The organism is Bacillus silvicola (assembly GCF_050524305.1).
Taxonomy (GTDB): domain Bacteria; phylum Bacillota; class Bacilli; order Bacillales; family Bacillaceae_G; genus Bacillus_A; species Bacillus_A cereus_AT.
In genome coordinates, this window is sequence record NZ_JBNGVC010000022.1 from 1 (window position 1) to 16,923 (window position 16,923).

Consider the following 16,923-nt stretch of genomic DNA (forward strand, 5'->3'; position numbering starts at 1 on the left):
TCAAACTGATTTTTACCTGTCTATAGTCAAATCCGTTCTGGTGCAAACATTTCTTATCTGTGGAGAAACTTCTCCATAAAATCACATAAAATAATTTTATTCGAATCACTCAATTTTTAAAATTAACTTTGTAATAGAACCAAGAGTGTAACAATACTAACATGTAATCATTCAAACAAAAAAGAAAGATGAAATAAGGGGCGTGTCAGATGGCGAAATTAGGATTTACTGCAAATAGTGGTTCAAATACTGTTACCATATTTGATACCAAAACAAATACTGTAATAAACAATCTATCTGTTGGTACAGGTCCATATGGTGTAGCCATTACTCCAAATGGAAAATTTGCTTATGTAGCAAATTTTGATTCAGATAATGTATTCGTGATAGATGTAAAACAGCAAAGTGTTAGTACTATCATACCTGTTGGAAATCATCCCGCTGGTATTGTCATTAGTCCGAACGGAAAACGTGTGTATGTGATGAATAATGGTTCAGATACTGTATCAGTTATTGATAGTAAGACAAATTTGGTAATTGCAACAATTCCGGTTGGGGATGGACCTATTTTAGGCGCTGTTTCACCAAATGATCAACTTTTATATGTTCCGAATGATGGAACCGATAATATATCTATAATTAACACGAAAACGAATATGGTGATTGGTACAATAGCGGTTGGGGATGGGCCAAGACAAGTTATGTTCACACCAAACGGACAATTTGCTTACGTAACAAACAGTAATTCAAATACTGTGTCTGTCATAAATGTCCAACAAAGCATGGTTGTTGACACCATACCTGTAAACCCTCAACCAAGAGGGATTGTTATGACTCGAGATGGAAAGTTTGCTTATGTAGCAAACTTTGGGGCGAATGCTGTGTCTGTCATTGATATAAAACAAAATATTGTAATTACAACGATCCCTGTTGGCCTTCAGCCAAGAGGGATCACGATTACTTCGGATGGAAAATTTGTTTATGTAGCAAATTTTGGTTCAAATAATGTATCGGTGATCAAGGTAAAAGATAATGTTGTGGTGGATACAATCGTAGTGGAAGATAGCCCGATTGGTATAGATGTAGAATAAAAGGGTAACTACTCAGCCTCCTTTTGGAGGCTGAGTAGTTACCTTTTTTTATGGTACATACACCCAATTGTTTCTACAGACATAGAGTGCACTGTAAACATAAGGAGGCCTGATAAAATGAAAAACGAACACAATCATTGTCAATGTGAGCAAAGACCACTCGAGAATGAGATTTATCAAAATTATAGTGCAGGTTACTATACAAATGGCATTCTACATTTTTTAAGACGCTTAAGCCCTGGTACATGTATTATCATACAATACGACTGTCAACCACCAACAACAGGAACATTTCAAGGTTTTCAAAATGGACTTGTGATTTTATCTGACTTTGACTGTTTTCCAGGACTTGCGCATCTGGTAGTTGATAAGATTAATGTAATTACGCTGGGTTCCATTCCATGTGATCTTCCACGAGAATGCGAGCGTCGTTAATTGTAAGAAACATCCATAGAAGCAATTTTCCTCTCTACACATAAAAATTGTTTCACGTTTTATATCATAACAAGCAGGCTCCCTACTACTTCAGGGAGCCTGCTACCTAATGGATCATTCGCAATCCATTCGAATCAATTCTATACTTTCTATCATAAATGTTCCCGCTGTCTCTCCAATCTCAATACACACGCGATTCGTTTCTGGGAAGATTTCCACCGTTTTCGTTACATAATCAGAAAGGTCAAGGGTACTTTCTTCTACCATCGGATATTCATCGACGCTATCATCACATCCACAGCCCATTCCCTGATGATTGGTCATGTTTGTGTTGCTAAGATATACATTGGGTTCATAATGATTTGGTGAATAGTTGCTCATCGTCATATTCTCATTCGGATATGCGTTTTTATTGCAACCGCATTTGCACACCGCCCCTTGATTCGTTGGCATATTGATATTGCCAGGGTATGCATTCATTTCGTAATGGTTCGATGGATCATTCATCATACTATTTTCATCACTGTACGGAGTAAATCCAAAACTCTCTGATTGATCATTCATAGGAGTAGCGCCAGGATATGCATTTCTTCCATAATTGTCTGATGGATAGTTCGACATATCTTGATTTCTAACATACCCATTTGTTCCATATGCTTCTGTATAAGAGGTCACCATATTACGCTCAGTATAGCGTTCGCGAAGTGTAGAACGGTTATTAGATGCGGCCGGACTTGTCGCCCCTTCACCAGCTATCAACTTCAATGTTTCTGTATTTTCTTCCGTACCATCACTAATCGTCACATAGCCTTCTCCAGATCCTTCTTTTCTTGCCGTTACACGTAACACATAGCTATGTTCTGGTTCCACACACACCTGTTGCGAAATGGTTGCACTCCAGTCTGAAATCACGAGCACAGATTCCTCTCCAATCTGTTGTACGTCTGCACCTTCTGTGCGATTCCAGTTTGACAATCCCGCAGTGAAACCCCCATTAATCAGCACATTTCGCTGATCATATAACCACCGGGCTGTCGCAACGACGTCGGAAAGTTGTTGAAACATGTCATATGCATACGCTACACCCGGTACTCCTGATACATCCCCTTGTAAGAATGCATTGTATACATATGGAATGTTCTGCACCAATTGTTCCGCACGTAAAATATCCTGTAATGTGATAGCCGTTTGCAAACGATTTTGATTAGAATTTGTGAATAACGTCTGCATCGCATCTCGTGCGATTTGTACCGCCTTTTCAACCTTCATTTGTTTCTCTACCCATTTTTTCTTCCATTTTGGCTCTCGTTTTTGCATACGAGTTAAGGTATCTCCCGTTAGCGGTCCTACTTCTACCACTTCTATATTATCTAGTGTTGCCATACCATCTGTCGTTCCCACTTTAAACCCAACCCAGATGCCTAGATCTCGCTCCATATCGAGCTCACCTATATCAATAGGGAACTTAAATTCATGTGGATCTTGACACACCATATTTGTCTGTTGAACCATCATCCCGGCTGCAGTCTGATATCCATTCTCACATGGATTACACCACATGTCTTGCGGCATCCTATTGCTTGACATAACGGGATACGGAGTTGATTGCAATAAAGATTCTCCTGTACACGGATTGATTGGGATGATATCATTCGGTACATTCATTTTCTTATGCACTTCTTTATCATATCTCGCGACGAATATTTCTAAATCTGTACTATTCCCCACAAATCCTCGTACGATGTAGCGGGTATATGGTTTTAACTTTGCTTCCTCTATCTTTTGATATGCATACGTTGGAAATATTTTATCACTCAATATGGGATGATTTGCACTTGGCAGATTGAGATAATGATCTTTAAAGATCGGATTATCCGCTATCGTGTATACATGAGCACTTATGTTCCATCCATCTACGCCAGACCAATCTGAAGAGTCAAAATCTCCATAGTTTAATAGATTCCGTTCCCGACTCAAGCGTTTTGCACATTTCACTTGATCCAGCAAACACATTTTTTCTTTTGGATGGATTTGATCAGATAGACACTCTACTAATGTTGCCACCTGATCCACCTGATAATCTGTGACGTTCAATTGTAAGGTCGTTGGATTCGAAAACAAGGCATGGACCGCCTCTCGCGCTTTTGTCACATTGTAATTCATTGAACATCCTCCTTCGTGAGCTTTGCTTTAAGATGCGTGTTAAATGTATATTTTAACCAAAAATAATTACACTACATCGTTTTAACTCAACCTAGTAAGTTTGAATTTTTTATTTGTGGTGCCGTTATTAGTGTATACTCCAATATTTGTTCCATTTGCAGTACCAGAACCACTTACATCTAATACTCTAGTTTGATTAGACTTATTTTGTAAAAAAACATATTCTGTATCTACAACGCTCTGTTGAATGATCCAATACTGCTCTGGACGGTTTGCATTAGAGACTGCTCTCACATTATCTCCTTCCGACCGCTGCCAAGTTAATACTAAATTTTCATCCGCTATATTTTTAATTTGATACGCTCCTTGACCCGAATCATAAACGAACCTCCATTTTTGGTTAGCAGCATTACCATTTTGCCATAAGTGAACATTCTTAGTGCTTGGATCCATATCTACAACACTACTATTATTTAAAGCTGTCACGATTTGATAGATACCAGGAGTTACTGGTAGTTCTGGCGTTGGTGGTTCTGGTTCTGGAATAAATTCAATTTTATCAATATAGATAGGGCCACCACTATTACAACGTAGCTCTATTTTAAATTCTTCTTCATTTGCGGAAAAATTGAAGGTATCCAAGTAAGTGAAAGCGCTATATGTCATACTTCCGGAAAACGTTCGTTCAACCGGATAGTTATCGTTTTCCCGCCATCCGTAAGAATCATCATACCTCCCTACAAATAGATTGGCATTACCTTCACTTGCGTATCGGATTCGAACTTTATATCCTCTTGTTCGTGCAGTGGCGGACGGTCTTACTTTCACACGCAATTGTGTCCATTGCTGATTATACGCAGGTAATCTTACAAGATCCCCTCCCGTACTACCAGGACCTCTTACCACCGTAGCGCCATTATCTACGGCATTTCCTTTCACCGCCGGAATTTGAGTCGTTTTATCAGATACTATTGTATTTTCTGGTGTTAAGCTGTTATGCAACCAGCCAAATCCAAATAATCCTACACACTTTAACCCCTTAGTGCCACTTGCAAGTTTAGATTCCATTGCATTTCCATAGGATAGGCGATGCGTGGCTGGATAAGAACTGGAAGGAGGAGATATACTTGCCTCATGTACATACGCATACTGCCCCCCGAAGGACGACTCATAACATTTTCCAAAAGCCTTAATCCTTGCACCTATAGGATTCTTAAAATCAAATGCACACGTGACTTCATTAGTTGTTATTCTCAGGCCACCAATGTCATTAGATGTAACGTTCTGGATCGAAGAATATGCCTGAACAGGTGACAGCCCTTCCTCCCAGGTGGAATTACTGCCTGTGAGAGACAGCCTGCTCTTTATCCCTGCATATTGCTCCAAATCAAAATAGCCAGGATTTGATGACATATAAAAGGCTAAGTTTGTTAGCCACGTAACGAGATGAGGTGACCGCACAAAATTACGTTCGATAACTTCCCAATTTTGCGATTTATTTTCAACTTTACCGTACGCTGTTGAATAGACCTCCCTTGATAATTGAATATTCACACCATTGGGGTTTGTATATTTTTCTATATCATATGTTGGCCATATTGCTACCAAGTCTAATGCCATAAGAGTCACGTCTCTTCGAAAATCATTCATAAGATTCCAATGAATCACGGGAATGTAAAAATCAGTCGTAGATCCACTAGTGGTATACCCTTTTAAATATGGATATTTATTATAGTCTTTTATATTCGGTTTTAAGGCGACGGCTTTGTCTAAACCTACCTTATAGGTATTCACACAATAATCCGTGTAATCTGCTGTACGTCTTCGAAACCTAGTATTAAAATCCACAACTTCTGCCGGGGTCATCCCCCAGTCCTTTCCGAAGTTAACTGCATCTTGTAATAAGAGCAAATGTAAATTAGCTGCTTGTGCATACACGGTTAGTAAAGGAACCTCAAAATCCAGCACTCGAAATGAGGGCATAGCATACTCCATAAACGAATTCGTAATACGGAATTGTGAAAGTACCCGTGCTTGAGTAGCTGCATTACTAGGATTTTGATTCCAATCCTGGGCTGCCTCCTGATATAACTCCAGGGTAGCTTCTACACCTTCTAATTCTGAAATAGCTTTGCTTCGTACGGCAATTGTAATATTTTTATCTATAAGGTATTCTACTGCATCCATGAATTGTCGCCATTGCGTTTGTTGTTTACGTTGTTTCCAGAGGATTTTAAAAATGGCAGCAATACCTTTCGCTGCAAGTGCTACACTACTACGAGCTGTTCCGGTGTTTGAAAGAGTAGCTTCAGTAACACTTAACGCTGTAGAGACAGCCTCATTTACATTTGCCTGTTGCGCTATATTGTAGGCCCTTCCAACACTCATGTTCATCACATTTTGATCATTCATGTTTTGCAACTCAGAACCTGGTACATTCGCAAGTGGATACCTCAGCTGACAAGGCATGCTATCACTATCCAGTGTCTCATATTCATTATGATTACATTTTTGATTCATCGACAATCCTCCATTTCAGTTTTAGCCCTCTTATCCCATACCAATATAGTGGGATAAGAGGGCTATGCTAAAAAGTTAGCGTTTCTATCAATCGAAGAAATTGACTTCCTTTTGATAGCTGAGATAAACCATACATCACTTTTTTCTTTCCATCTGGCATGTTTATGCTACAACAGAAAGAAATATGAGGATTCACCTGTTCTGCGTCTTCTAAAATAGCTGCAGACTTGTTTTTTTTCTATATCTATTTTATTGACCTATCATTAAATGGGGGATTTTTTAAAATAAGTAGAACGCTTCCTATCCTCTTCTATTTTATGAACTCAACGTATACCCATATCAATTACGAAGTTCTGTCATACGATGTACAGATAGAAAAAGGAAAAAAGGGGGCCATACTATGTGCCGTTTTGATCATGATTTTGATGACGATTTTCGCCGTCGTCGCTTTGATTGTAGACATAATCACATTCGTCGTTTGCTACGAAAATTAAGTCCAGGAACTTGTATTCGCATCCAATTTGGTTTTCAAAATCCCGTAAATGCTATTTTTCAAGAGGTTTCATTTGATGGCTGCACGCTGATTGTAAGTAATCTTGATGATTTTGATGACTGTGCAGCTTTTACCTATATCGCTGTTGATCAAATTAACGCGATATCCGTTGTAGCTTCTTGTCCAAGACGCTGTCGAGATATTGACTAACCTTCTGTATGGATAAAAAACGAATGAAATGCAGGCGGAATCCTAAACTTCCAACGAACGACGATCTATAGCAGTAGGTCGTCGTTTTATTTTCCCAGCGTGTAATGCAGGCAATTATTGTTCTGTCTGTTACTCAGCATACAGGATAATATAGCGCTATGAATTGTAAGAACCCTCCATAAAAAGAATCCGTATTTCAGCACATCAAAATGATTTTAAGATGTATATCATAAAAAACAGGCTCCCTACTACTTCAGGGAGTCTGCTACTTATTCGATCATTCGCAACCCATTCGAATCAATTCAATACTTTCCACTAGGAATGTTCCCGCTGTTTCTCCGATTTCAATGCAAACAAGATTCGTTTCTGGGAAGATTTCAACTGTTTTCGTGATATAACCAGACAGGGATTCGGAAGCGTACGTAGTCATGTTATCTTCACTTGTGTATACTTTTCTATGGCAACCACATCCACAACTTGATCCGGTAGGATTGGCCCCGCTTGTGTTACCTGCATAGGCATTCATTTCATAGTTGTTAGGTGGATAACTCATCGATGCCTTTTTACTGCAGCCACATCCACAATCTGTTCCCGCATAAGATGCTGGATCGTTCATCATATCCTCATCACCGTACGGATTGATTCCAAAACTCTCTGATTGGTAATTCATTTGATTCCCGTTTGCATATGTCTGCGATCCACTTTGTTCTGCTGGGTAGTTCGTCATGTCTTGCTCATAATAGGATTCACGAGACGGCGTCATCGGTGGTACCAAACTTGTTGCACTTTCTCCCGCTATAAATTTCAGTGTTTCTGTATTTTCTTCCGTACCATCACTGATTTTCACATAGCCTTCCCCTGAACCTTCTTTTTTCGCTGTGACACGTAACACATAGCCATGTTCAGGATGGACACATACTTGTTGGGAAACGTTTGTACTCCAATCTGAGATGACGAGCACAGATGTATTCCCTATCTGTTGTACCTGCGTCCCCTCAGTTCCCTGCCAGTTCGATAGTCCTGCATTGAAGTCTCCATTTCTTAGCACGTTACGTTGTTCATATAACACCCGTGCTTTCGCAACGGCACCGGACAGTTGTTGGAAGATATCATAGGCTTCTCCTGGTACGGTTGGTAAAGCTCCGACTAAGAATGGATGATACACATACGGAATGTTTTGTACCCATTTCTCCGCGTCTATAATATGCTGTAATGTGACGGAGGCTTGCAATTGGCTTTGATCTGCATGTGTGAATAAGCCTTGAATCGCACGTTGTGCGACTTGCACAGCCTTTTCGATTTTCATGTATTTCTCGTTCCACTTTTGTTTCCATTTGTATTCTCGTTTTTTCATACGAGTTAATGCTTCTCCCGTTAACGGACCTTCTTCGATTACTTCTATATTATCTAGTGTCGCTAGGCCATCTGTCGTTCCAATTTTAAAGCCAACCCATATGCCCAGATTCTGATTGATATCAAGCTCACCTGTATCAATGTGACACTCCCATTCATGTGGATCTGCACATACCATACTGGTTTGTTGCATCATCATCTGTGAGCCATCTTCACATGGACCACAGGACATGTTTTGCGGGATGACCTGGTTTATCATCACAGGATAGGAACCTTGTTTTAATGGGTATTCTCCCGTACATGGATTGGTTAGTATACTATCATTTGGTACGTTCATATTTTTGTGCACTTCTTTATCATACCTTACGGCAAACACTTCTAAATCTTTACTATTTCCAATAAATCCTCGTACCATATATCGTGTATATGGTTTTAACTTCGCTTCCTCTATCTTTTGATACGCATATGTCGGGAATACCTGATCATGAAACGGGGAATAATTCGCACCTGACATATGGAGATAACGGCCTTTAAAGAGTGGATTGTCGGATGCAAGAACTACCTGACTACTTGTTTTCCACGCATTCTCTCCGAACGATTCGGAAGATTCAAAATCGCCAGCATTTAACAAATTGCGTGCTTGACTGAGTCGCTTCGCACATTTCACCTGATCGAGTAAACACATTTTTTCTTTTGGATACATCTCATCAGACATACACTCTACGAGTCTTGCGGCCTGATCTACCTGGTACTCCGTGATATTCAATTCCAGCGCATTTTTCGCATCATTCGTAAACAAGGCACCCACTGTCTTCCGTACTTTGTTTAAACTGTTCTCTGCTTCATACACTTCCACCCCTGTTCCAACTGGAAGGAATTCAATTTTGTCGAGAACAACCTTCCCCGTTCCAATGTTTGTGATTCTGAGCGTTATGCTCTCGAGCTGATTTAAGGTTAGGCGCTCAGTGTACGTGTACAAAAATGACTCAGGTCGCAAGAGGTTTGATTCCTGATTTGTTGTTTGGCTCATCGAGAAGGTTGGCAAGGTTCTTATTGGGTTCAGATTTGAATCTAGCACCACAACTTGTAACTGAGTAAATGTAGCAGTCGTATAACGAAATCGCATGTCATAGTTCACGCCTACAGGTTTGTATAGATGAACTTCTAATACTCCCCCTGCCCCTGTTACTAGCCCTGGTCTTAGCTCTACTAAATCTCCTCCTGTAAAACCAGGACCCCTAATTACGTAAGAATCATTAGGTCCTAGTCGATTCCCCTTGACGGCTGGGATTTGGGCAATTTTATCTCGCCTTAGGTAATTTGAGGGGTCGCATGTATTAGATTGCCAGGCAAAAGCAAAACTAGTTGCAAATGGTTTACCGGGATTTATATACGAGTACCCATCTGGGATAACCGCATTCAAGTTATTAGTACCATATTGGCTTGAAAAACAAACACCGGTTGGGTTTTCCTGCCATTGATTTGGCTGGCAAACATCAGGGTCATTAGCTTCTAAAGGAACATCCTTACAAGGAGTTCCAAAATAAGTATCGTAGCTCAAAGGACTTCCGGAGTATCCGGCATAGAAAGAACCTCCAGTATAATCAAAGAATCTCATGTAGTTTAGGCGTCCACTACTGATCCTGTTACCGAGAACGTAGTTATACCTTCCACCATAACTTCTCCATTCGATCCTATCCTCAGGTCTTGGGGAGTTCCCAGTCCCGACCGTAATATCATAAGGAGAATTGGTGGTCCGATAGATTGAGTTTACTCCAGCAAAGTGTTGAGCAACGTCGGCGTTGCGATAACCTACAACAGTGAACAGCTGCAACCACCGAAATAGCGTAGGAGCGCTATCCCATGTCATACCCATTTCGATAGGCCATTTGTCAAAATTCCCCGCTGGAACGCCAATACAAGCTGAAAATACTTTTCGCGTGAGTTGTACTTCTGTAGCTAACGGATACCTGTATGGATCATATGTTGGCCATAGCGCTACAAGATCTAACACCAACATAGTCATATTTGTACGATACGTAAAATACTCCTCCTGATAGTGGAACGACCCCTTTGTTTCTTCTTCCTTATCCCTTATCCCTCTCTCATACTGATTCATAGAATAGTTTGTATATTGTACTATTAATTGTACCATGCCTGGGTTACCTACACCCGTGTTCGTATAATATTGATCCACTCTTTGCTGTGGGAATCCCCAGCTTTCTCCAAATCTTACAACATCCTTTAACAAAAGCAAATGAAGATTGGCTGCCTGCATATAATTGAATAACAGTAGGAGTTCATACCTTGGTTCACTAAAGAGTTTTATGGCGTCTTTCAATGCATCTTCAGCATCATCAAATGCATCCCTTATTAACTCCTGATACCTTGCATCATTGGGGTATTTTTGGAAATTACAGGCTGCCTGTTGATAATCTTGAATTCGTGACTGTACAATTCTTAATTGAACATCGGCTCTACTTTTTACCACTTCTGAAATTTTCTTACCTACCATCACTTCTGCAGCATCCATGAACTCATACCATGTGCTTTGCGAATCCGCAGATGCAGGATCAGAGTCCGGCCACAACACATCTAGAAGCAAAGAAATAATTGCGAATACGCCCGCTACAACTATTAATGGTGGAAACGAAGCTGAAGCCACACCTGCGATTGCAGCAATTGTCCCCGTAACTATCGTTAGTGTCTTTCCAACAGCCTCCCATTCATCTATCTGATAGGGGCGGATTCCTATCTGTCCGAGAATTTCTCGTTTTACATCTGGACACATCTCCATCCACTCTTTATACCCCATATTTTGCAGTTCAGAACCTGATGCATTCGCAAGTGGATACCTTGGCTGGCGATACATGCTACCACTATCCATGACTTCATATTCATTGTTATGATCCATTTGATTCATTCATAATCCCCCAATCCTTCTCTCGCCTTCCCATCAAGAAGGCTGATTCGATTTCATCTGCATCCTTCCATATACTCTTCCATATTTGTTCTTCTTTTGCACTACATACAGATTTAAAATGAAAGAAATGAAAAATCAGGACTGGTTTCAAGATAATGACATATCATATGTACGGTAATCATTTCCTCATTCTGTAAGTTTCTAACATGAACTCTACTTCGGAACATTCTGAAAATTCAATATTCCTGTAAAACGAAGAAACTGATTTTCTTGCTCTTGCACCGGCGTGACGTCAAATGCTGAAATTATGACATTTTTTTCTTCTATTTGATAATCTGGAAGATCTGCTACACTAAACTTCAGTACCGTATTCACTGGAATATGCCCCGTATGACTCATCTCAATTTGATTATCACGTCCTGAAGAAGCACCCTGTTTCTCCCCGCACTCTCCCTGCACTTGTGCATTGACTATATATGCGATGCTTCCCACCACTTTCAAAAGATTCAGTGTCACATCCACCGGTCCGCAATTGTCTACTGTAATGGTTTTCTGAGAGGTTTCTTTTACAGTAGCTAAGCCAGACAGGCTATATGCGAGTTTTCGAGTACCGTTCGGTACGTACACAAAGCCATTTGGCACCTGTACGATTGAACAAAATGACACGCTCGATTGGACTTGTTCCGTATTATCTATGGTTGCTGCGGACTGGTTCATGCCTTCCAATGGAAGTGGATGATGTTTTCCAGTTTGCATCATTTCATACTCTCTACCGTACTGCCCTGCTTTCAATATCCTCGCCTCCTTGTATGATTCAGTTAGGTTTTTAGGGATGGGATGTACCTACAAACCCAAGAGTATCTAGTTTTATGAGATTCTTATATTTGTAGATAGCATGTTACCGAACACTTCCTTGCCTTTTGGTATTCGGCAGAAATATTGATACCTCTATCTCATAAGTCATTTACGAGTGAGATGGAGGTATCAATATTTGGTCATTCTTCGTATCTCTTATGAGGTAATAGCGTTTATTATGAGAAAATAAGGATTACAATCATCAGATGTAAAAACATATAAAGCAACCACCAACTCGAAACACTATGATCCTGTACATGATCATGTATGAAATTAACAATTCAAAGTAAAAAAAACCAATCAAAATCGTACAATGACAAAAGAGTTCGTGTTACAAGCTTTACAACAAGCCTATTTTTTTGTCAGAAACCGGAAGGGTTTGTCTTGCATCATTTCTTCTATTTCAACAAAAGAAACATGACACACAAGTTAGGGGTCATGCATTTCTCATACAAAATATTCTAATAATGTTTTCGATTTCCCTTCTTTATTTCATGAAACATACTACATCCTATACATCTTTATTTTATTGCCAATCCTTGCATACCATTTTTTTGTCATACAACATAATGTATGTTTTTAAAAAAAGACGTAGAACGCTCCCCATCCTCTTCTATTTTACGAACTCAACGGATACCCATACCAATTACGAGATTCTTTCATACGATGTACAGATAGAAAAAAAAGGGGGCCATACTATGTGCCGTTTTGATGATGGTTTTCGCCGTCGCCGTCGCTGTGATTTTGATGATGGTTGTCGCTTTCATTGTAGACATAATAGCGTTCTTCGGTTGCTACGAAAATTAAGTCCAGGAACTTGTATTCGTATCCAATTTGGTTTTCAAGATCCCGTAAATGCTATTTTTCAAGAGGTTTCATTTGATGGCTGCACGCTGATTGTAAGTGATCTTGATAATTTTGATGACTGTGCAGCCTTTACCCATATCGCTGTTGATCAAATTAATGCAATATCCGTTGTAGCATCTTGTCCAAGACGCTGTCGAGATATTGACTAACCTTCGGTATTGATAAAAAACGAATGAAATACAGAAGTCATCCTAAACTTCCAACAAGCGACGATCTATGGTAGTAGGTCGTCGTTTTATTTTCCAGGCGTGTAATGTAAGCGATTATTTTTCTATCTGTTGATGAGCATACAGGATATCCCTATGTAATATTTTGATGCCGCTATAACCATTTTGATACCTATGCATAACCTAAATATTATAAAGATAACACGTACCATCTACCATCATGCAGAAAGGAGCTTAAAGTATGACATCAAACCATGATTTTAAGCAAGCCGTTGCCAATATGGAACAGGCGCTCGCAGACGCATTAAAAGCGGCTGTAGCAAGTGGAAATACGAAAACCATTGAAAAAATATTAAAGCTCGTTATCAAAAAAGAAATCATCCTGGAACTTTTAGTAGAAGAATTTTCTTCCTTCGATGACCCATGTTAATTCTCTCCATAAAATGTGGGTAACCACATTTTCCTATCCATGAAGAATCAATACCGTTATGCAACAAGTGAAATCCAAAGGAGATGTATCATGTCAAAGCGACATTCTAAAAGCGCTTGTCATCGTGATGTGAAGTCTATTATGGAACCTTCGGTACCGTTGACTCCCTTTTTTCAGAAAACGATACAAGGAGATTGTGTGGCAAAAGGTATAGGAATGCGGAATCGTGGTTTCGGAACAATCAATATGAAAGGGTCCATTCCAGAAGGTTCTACGATTTACAAAGCTTTTCTATATTGGGCTGTGCTTCGTTTGAATTTCCAGACTGTGAACGCACAGGGTGTATGCAATGGTGTTCCCATTACCGGAGAATCCATTGCCTCCTCTATCGCTCCACCTTGTGGGAATGCGGGAAGTATGGATGTATTTCGTGCGGATGTGACAGAAATCGTCACAGATGGTCTCAATATATTAACTGGATTTCCTTCAGGAGATACCGACAGTTCCTCTCCATTTGTAAAAGCAACTTTTCCACTTTTGGAAGGTGCTTCCCTTATCCTGATCTTTACCAATCCCAATTTATTGTTAAAAACCGTTATCATCCACGATGGGGGGGTTACTTTCTATAATCATACCGTCTCGACAACCTTTTCTGGTTTTCAAATAACGGAATTTCCAGAGGCCAAAACTTTTTATATCGTCGCAGACAGTCAAGCTACTTCTCCTGGAAATCAGGCGATATGTAACAGCGTAGTCGTCGCAGGTCCCACGGCTACACTCCGCTCTACAGATGCGTTTCATGAGCAAGATGGTATAGAGGGAATGGATGCAGTAAGAGGATTCTGGGATACACTAGAGGTGGATGTGAGTCCCTTCGTTCGTCCAGGCGATAAAAGTGCCACAACATCCGTTGTGGCATCCCCTGCCGGAGGAGGGGGGTTGACTTATATCGCACAAGTTTTCTCGGTAACCGTGTCATCTTGTCCCGCATTGCAATCAATTATAAACATGGAGCAAGCACTGACAGACGTATTACGAGGAACGATTGAGAGCGGAAATATGCAAGCCATCGAACATATATTAAAACTCGTCATTCAAAAAGAAATTCTATTAGGCTCATTGCTAGAAGAATATAACGATGGGGGCTAGTAGTGACGAAAGTTGAATGCAGCCCTCATCTTTCAATCCGAAATACACGATAACGATGAGGAGAATAACAAAGATTTTACAAAACAAAATCCCCTGAAAATACAGGAGACGTTAGGACGCGTATAGATTTCCCTGTTACATTATACCCCGCTTTTTTTCTATTGGGGGGGAATATATTTTGATCTTCACAACATACAAAATCTGTTTCCAGTCAAACATACCTTATTTACGCATCTACACAATCACAATCTCTGTGGATTTTTGGACGCTTACAAACAGGAAACCCAAGAGCAATCACATTTACTGCCTGAATCGCAAGATGTGCGAGCATAGGAAAACCACCAAAATCAGATAAGATGATTTCACCGTACTGGAATCCTTGAAATGTCGTGGTGGTAGGGCGTTGCCCATCATACTGTAACACAATGCAAGTACCTGGGCTTACTCGTCGTAAAAAATGAAGAATCCCGTCTGTATAACAAGCCATTGTAGGATAACCTCAACTATCCCCATATATATTTCTTTTTTCACAAGAATGATATTCAGATTCATGACATTCTATAGCCATCATTCATTCCTCTTTTTGTTCACAACACATCTTACGTGTTAAGAACCTAGTAGGTATTCGTACAAAAAAATATATCCGAACCGAACATCATTCCTACATAAAAAATGTCATATTCCTTCTCTTTATAGATGTAGTCAGATGATTCACTTTCATTTCTCAAGTAGGATTCACTTGCTTTCAACCCCACATCATGATACAGTTTGAGTAGATTATTCATGCTTAATTGCTTGGCTCTATATTTGTGAACATTGTATGGAGCATCGAACCATTGAGTAAGTCATTTAGTTCCTCACTAAGTGACTTCTTTTTTTTGGAAAAATCTTTTGCTATGTCTAACTTTTTCGGGACAAGATCCTTCATTTTTTTTCTCCAGGCTGTCTTTTGATACTTGTCCATCATCCCCCAATACCTTCCGTACTTATCACTCATAATTGCATCAAGAATGATTTTATCATTCAATTTCAAATTCATTTGTCCCAATTGCTGTAATGTACTCACAATTATGTTGTCAAAGGGGGTCCAATCCTCTTCCCATAGTTCTAAGGTCTTCTTCTTTCTTAAGCGCGCTTCGAAACGTGTTACATATTCTATATCCGGATACGGATCAATGGAACCATTTTGTTCCGCTTCTTTCTTCTTATTATAAATACATAAACAATTATCAGATGATCTTACACCTATATAGAGTGTTTCTAATGTTTTATCACGACTGAGTATCATATATTCCGTTTTGCTGGATAAATCTCTTATTTTGAGATCGGATATGTTCACAGCATAATCGAGTGCAATATGTATACCTGTGACTTCTATATTCTCTAGTAACCCCAAAACATGTCGTATAGATTCGTTCACGATTGGATTGCATTTCATATATTTTGGATTAAATTCAAATCGTACTGCCTTTATCAAATGCTTTCTGGTTGTCTTTTTTGTATAGGGAAGAAATCCTTCTTCATCAAGTAAGCACATCTTTTCTGCATCCATTTCCAACTCTATTTGCTTCGTCTGAATTTGCTTTTGTAAGATTCTCCTTTTTTCATGAAGAGCGTACAAGTGCTTTTCATGATACCGTCGCATCGACTGAATTGAAAAATCTACATTTGCATATATTTCATCTATCTCATCTGCTGTCGACTGTAAGATCGATTGCAATTCACGTAAAGATACTTCAATGTGTTTTTTATGATACTCTATTTTATGTCGATCTGTAAGCATTCCCTCTTCATTTGTTTGTTCGATTAACGCTTGTATATCTTCCTTATTTTCGAATAACCTCTGATATTCCTCATTTGATAGCATCGCTTCTCCATGCTCACGGCGTTTACTTTCCCGTTCGATTTCCATTTCTAGCCGTATTCTATGAAATATTAATTTTTGTAGATCTATGTCTATCCCTTTCATTTCGCCTGCAAGTTCTATATAACCTACTTGAAGAAACTCTGATTTTAACACTTCTTGATAACCAAAGTTACGTGAAGTATATGGCTGTCTGTCATAGATCTGTGTGTTCGTGACTGATTGTATAAAATCCGATTTCCTCAAACCTTCCCTGAAATCCGCAACAATGGAAATCTTGTCTATCGTTACGTCCAGTAGATCTATCTCCTGCTCCACTACGACCAAACCAACACCCCGTTTTTCGGCAAAGTCAGGAACAGTTGCGAAAAACCCAACCTTTACCTGCTAATTAGTATTACCA

General features: G+C 39.6%; 13 protein-coding genes. 6 read left to right on the plus strand and 7 right to left on the minus strand.

The window, feature by feature from the left end; all coding sequences use genetic code 11:
- Positions 1 to 209 precede the first annotated feature (209 nt).
- Together ACP6L7_RS35165 and ACP6L7_RS35170 are read left to right on the plus strand one after the other, a co-directional pair.
- The gene (locus ACP6L7_RS35165) at positions 210 to 1,091 is read left to right on the plus strand and encodes a beta-propeller fold lactonase family protein (RefSeq protein WP_430529161.1); all 882 of its coding nucleotides are present in this window, start codon (positions 210 to 212) and stop codon (positions 1,089 to 1,091) included.
- A 117-nt stretch (positions 1,092 to 1,208) separates the two neighbouring features.
- Complete coding sequence (locus ACP6L7_RS35170; RefSeq protein WP_430529162.1) at positions 1,209 to 1,526, plus strand: hypothetical protein; 318 nt, start codon at positions 1,209 to 1,211, stop codon at positions 1,524 to 1,526.
- 114 nt (positions 1,527 to 1,640) lie between these two features.
- On the opposite strand, the gene ACP6L7_RS35175 is transcribed toward ACP6L7_RS35170, so the two are convergent.
- Positions 1,641 to 3,689, minus strand: coding sequence for a hypothetical protein (locus ACP6L7_RS35175; protein ID WP_430529751.1), 2,049 nt, complete (start codon positions 3,687 to 3,689; stop codon positions 1,641 to 1,643).
- A gap of 81 nt (positions 3,690 to 3,770) precedes the next feature.
- Complete coding sequence (locus ACP6L7_RS35180; RefSeq protein WP_430529752.1) at positions 3,771 to 6,209, minus strand: insecticidal delta-endotoxin Cry8Ea1 family protein; 2,439 nt, start codon at positions 6,207 to 6,209, stop codon at positions 3,771 to 3,773.
- A gap of 400 nt (positions 6,210 to 6,609) precedes the next feature.
- Here ACP6L7_RS35180 and ACP6L7_RS35185 point away from each other — a divergent pair, with 400 nt between their 5' ends.
- A complete protein-coding gene (locus tag ACP6L7_RS35185; protein ID WP_430529753.1) occupies positions 6,610 to 6,912 on the plus strand; it encodes a hypothetical protein in 303 nt (100 codons plus the stop codon).
- Between the two features lie 277 nt (positions 6,913 to 7,189).
- On the opposite strand, the gene ACP6L7_RS35190 is transcribed toward ACP6L7_RS35185, so the two are convergent.
- The 3 genes from ACP6L7_RS35190 to ACP6L7_RS35200 form a co-directional block, all read right to left on the minus strand.
- A complete protein-coding gene (locus ACP6L7_RS35190; RefSeq protein ID WP_430529754.1) occupies positions 7,190 to 11,188 on the minus strand; it encodes an insecticidal delta-endotoxin Cry8Ea1 family protein in 3,999 nt (1,332 codons plus the stop codon).
- Positions 11,169 to 11,339: a hypothetical protein gene (locus ACP6L7_RS35195; RefSeq protein WP_430529755.1), complete on the minus strand. Its 171-nt coding sequence runs from the start codon at positions 11,337 to 11,339 to the stop codon at positions 11,169 to 11,171. The genes ACP6L7_RS35190 and ACP6L7_RS35195 overlap by 20 nt, the downstream gene beginning before the upstream one ends.
- A gap of 62 nt (positions 11,340 to 11,401) precedes the next feature.
- Positions 11,402 to 11,980, minus strand: a complete 579-nt coding sequence (locus ACP6L7_RS35200; protein WP_430529756.1) for a hypothetical protein — start codon at positions 11,978 to 11,980, stop codon at positions 11,402 to 11,404.
- A gap of 761 nt (positions 11,981 to 12,741) precedes the next feature.
- On the opposite strand from ACP6L7_RS35200, the gene ACP6L7_RS35205 reads away from it, so the two are divergent.
- The 3 genes from ACP6L7_RS35205 (at position 12,742) to ACP6L7_RS35215 (ending at position 14,656) form a co-directional block, all read left to right on the plus strand.
- A complete protein-coding gene (locus ACP6L7_RS35205) occupies positions 12,742 to 13,059 on the plus strand; it encodes a hypothetical protein (RefSeq protein ID WP_430529166.1) in 318 nt (105 codons plus the stop codon).
- A gap of 259 nt (positions 13,060 to 13,318) precedes the next feature.
- Positions 13,319 to 13,507, plus strand: coding sequence for a hypothetical protein (locus ACP6L7_RS35210; protein ID WP_430529167.1), 189 nt, complete (start codon positions 13,319 to 13,321; stop codon positions 13,505 to 13,507).
- Between the two features lie 90 nt (positions 13,508 to 13,597).
- The gene (locus ACP6L7_RS35215; RefSeq protein ID WP_430529168.1) at positions 13,598 to 14,656 is read left to right on the plus strand and encodes a hypothetical protein; all 1,059 of its coding nucleotides are present in this window, start codon (positions 13,598 to 13,600) and stop codon (positions 14,654 to 14,656) included.
- A gap of 226 nt (positions 14,657 to 14,882) precedes the next feature.
- On the opposite strand, the gene ACP6L7_RS35220 is transcribed toward ACP6L7_RS35215, so the two are convergent.
- Both ACP6L7_RS35220 and ACP6L7_RS35225 read right to left on the minus strand, forming a co-directional pair.
- The gene (locus ACP6L7_RS35220; protein ID WP_430529169.1) at positions 14,883 to 15,143 is read right to left on the minus strand and encodes a hypothetical protein; all 261 of its coding nucleotides are present in this window, start codon (positions 15,141 to 15,143) and stop codon (positions 14,883 to 14,885) included.
- 300 nt (positions 15,144 to 15,443) lie between these two features.
- A complete protein-coding gene (locus ACP6L7_RS35225) occupies positions 15,444 to 16,838 on the minus strand; it encodes a replication initiation factor domain-containing protein (protein ID WP_430529204.1) in 1,395 nt (464 codons plus the stop codon).
- Between the last annotated feature and the right edge of the window lie 85 nt (positions 16,839 to 16,923).

Bases quoted from the DNA above. Each gene is read 5' to 3' on its own strand.
- ACP6L7_RS35165 (WP_430529161.1), top strand. From the start codon at position 210: ATGGCGAAATTAGGATTTACTGCAAATAGTGGTTCAAATACTGTTACC.
- ACP6L7_RS35170 (WP_430529162.1), top strand. From the start codon at position 1,209: ATGAAAAACGAACACAATCATTGTCAATGTGAGCAAAGACCACTCGAG.
- ACP6L7_RS35175 (WP_430529751.1), bottom strand. From the start codon at position 3,689: ATGAATTACAATGTGACAAAAGCGCGAGAGGCGGTCCATGCCTTGTTT.
- ACP6L7_RS35180 (WP_430529752.1), bottom strand. From the start codon at position 6,209: ATGAATCAAAAATGTAATCATAATGAATATGAGACACTGGATAGTGAT.
- ACP6L7_RS35185 (WP_430529753.1), top strand. From the start codon at position 6,610: ATGTGCCGTTTTGATCATGATTTTGATGACGATTTTCGCCGTCGTCGC.
- ACP6L7_RS35190 (WP_430529754.1), bottom strand. From the start codon at position 11,188: ATGAATCAAATGGATCATAACAATGAATATGAAGTCATGGATAGTGGT.
- ACP6L7_RS35205 (WP_430529166.1), top strand. From the start codon at position 12,742: ATGTGCCGTTTTGATGATGGTTTTCGCCGTCGCCGTCGCTGTGATTTT.
- ACP6L7_RS35210 (WP_430529167.1), top strand. From the start codon at position 13,319: ATGACATCAAACCATGATTTTAAGCAAGCCGTTGCCAATATGGAACAG.
- ACP6L7_RS35215 (WP_430529168.1), top strand. From the start codon at position 13,598: ATGTCAAAGCGACATTCTAAAAGCGCTTGTCATCGTGATGTGAAGTCT.
- ACP6L7_RS35220 (WP_430529169.1), bottom strand. From the start codon at position 15,143: ATGGCTTGTTATACAGACGGGATTCTTCATTTTTTACGACGAGTAAGC.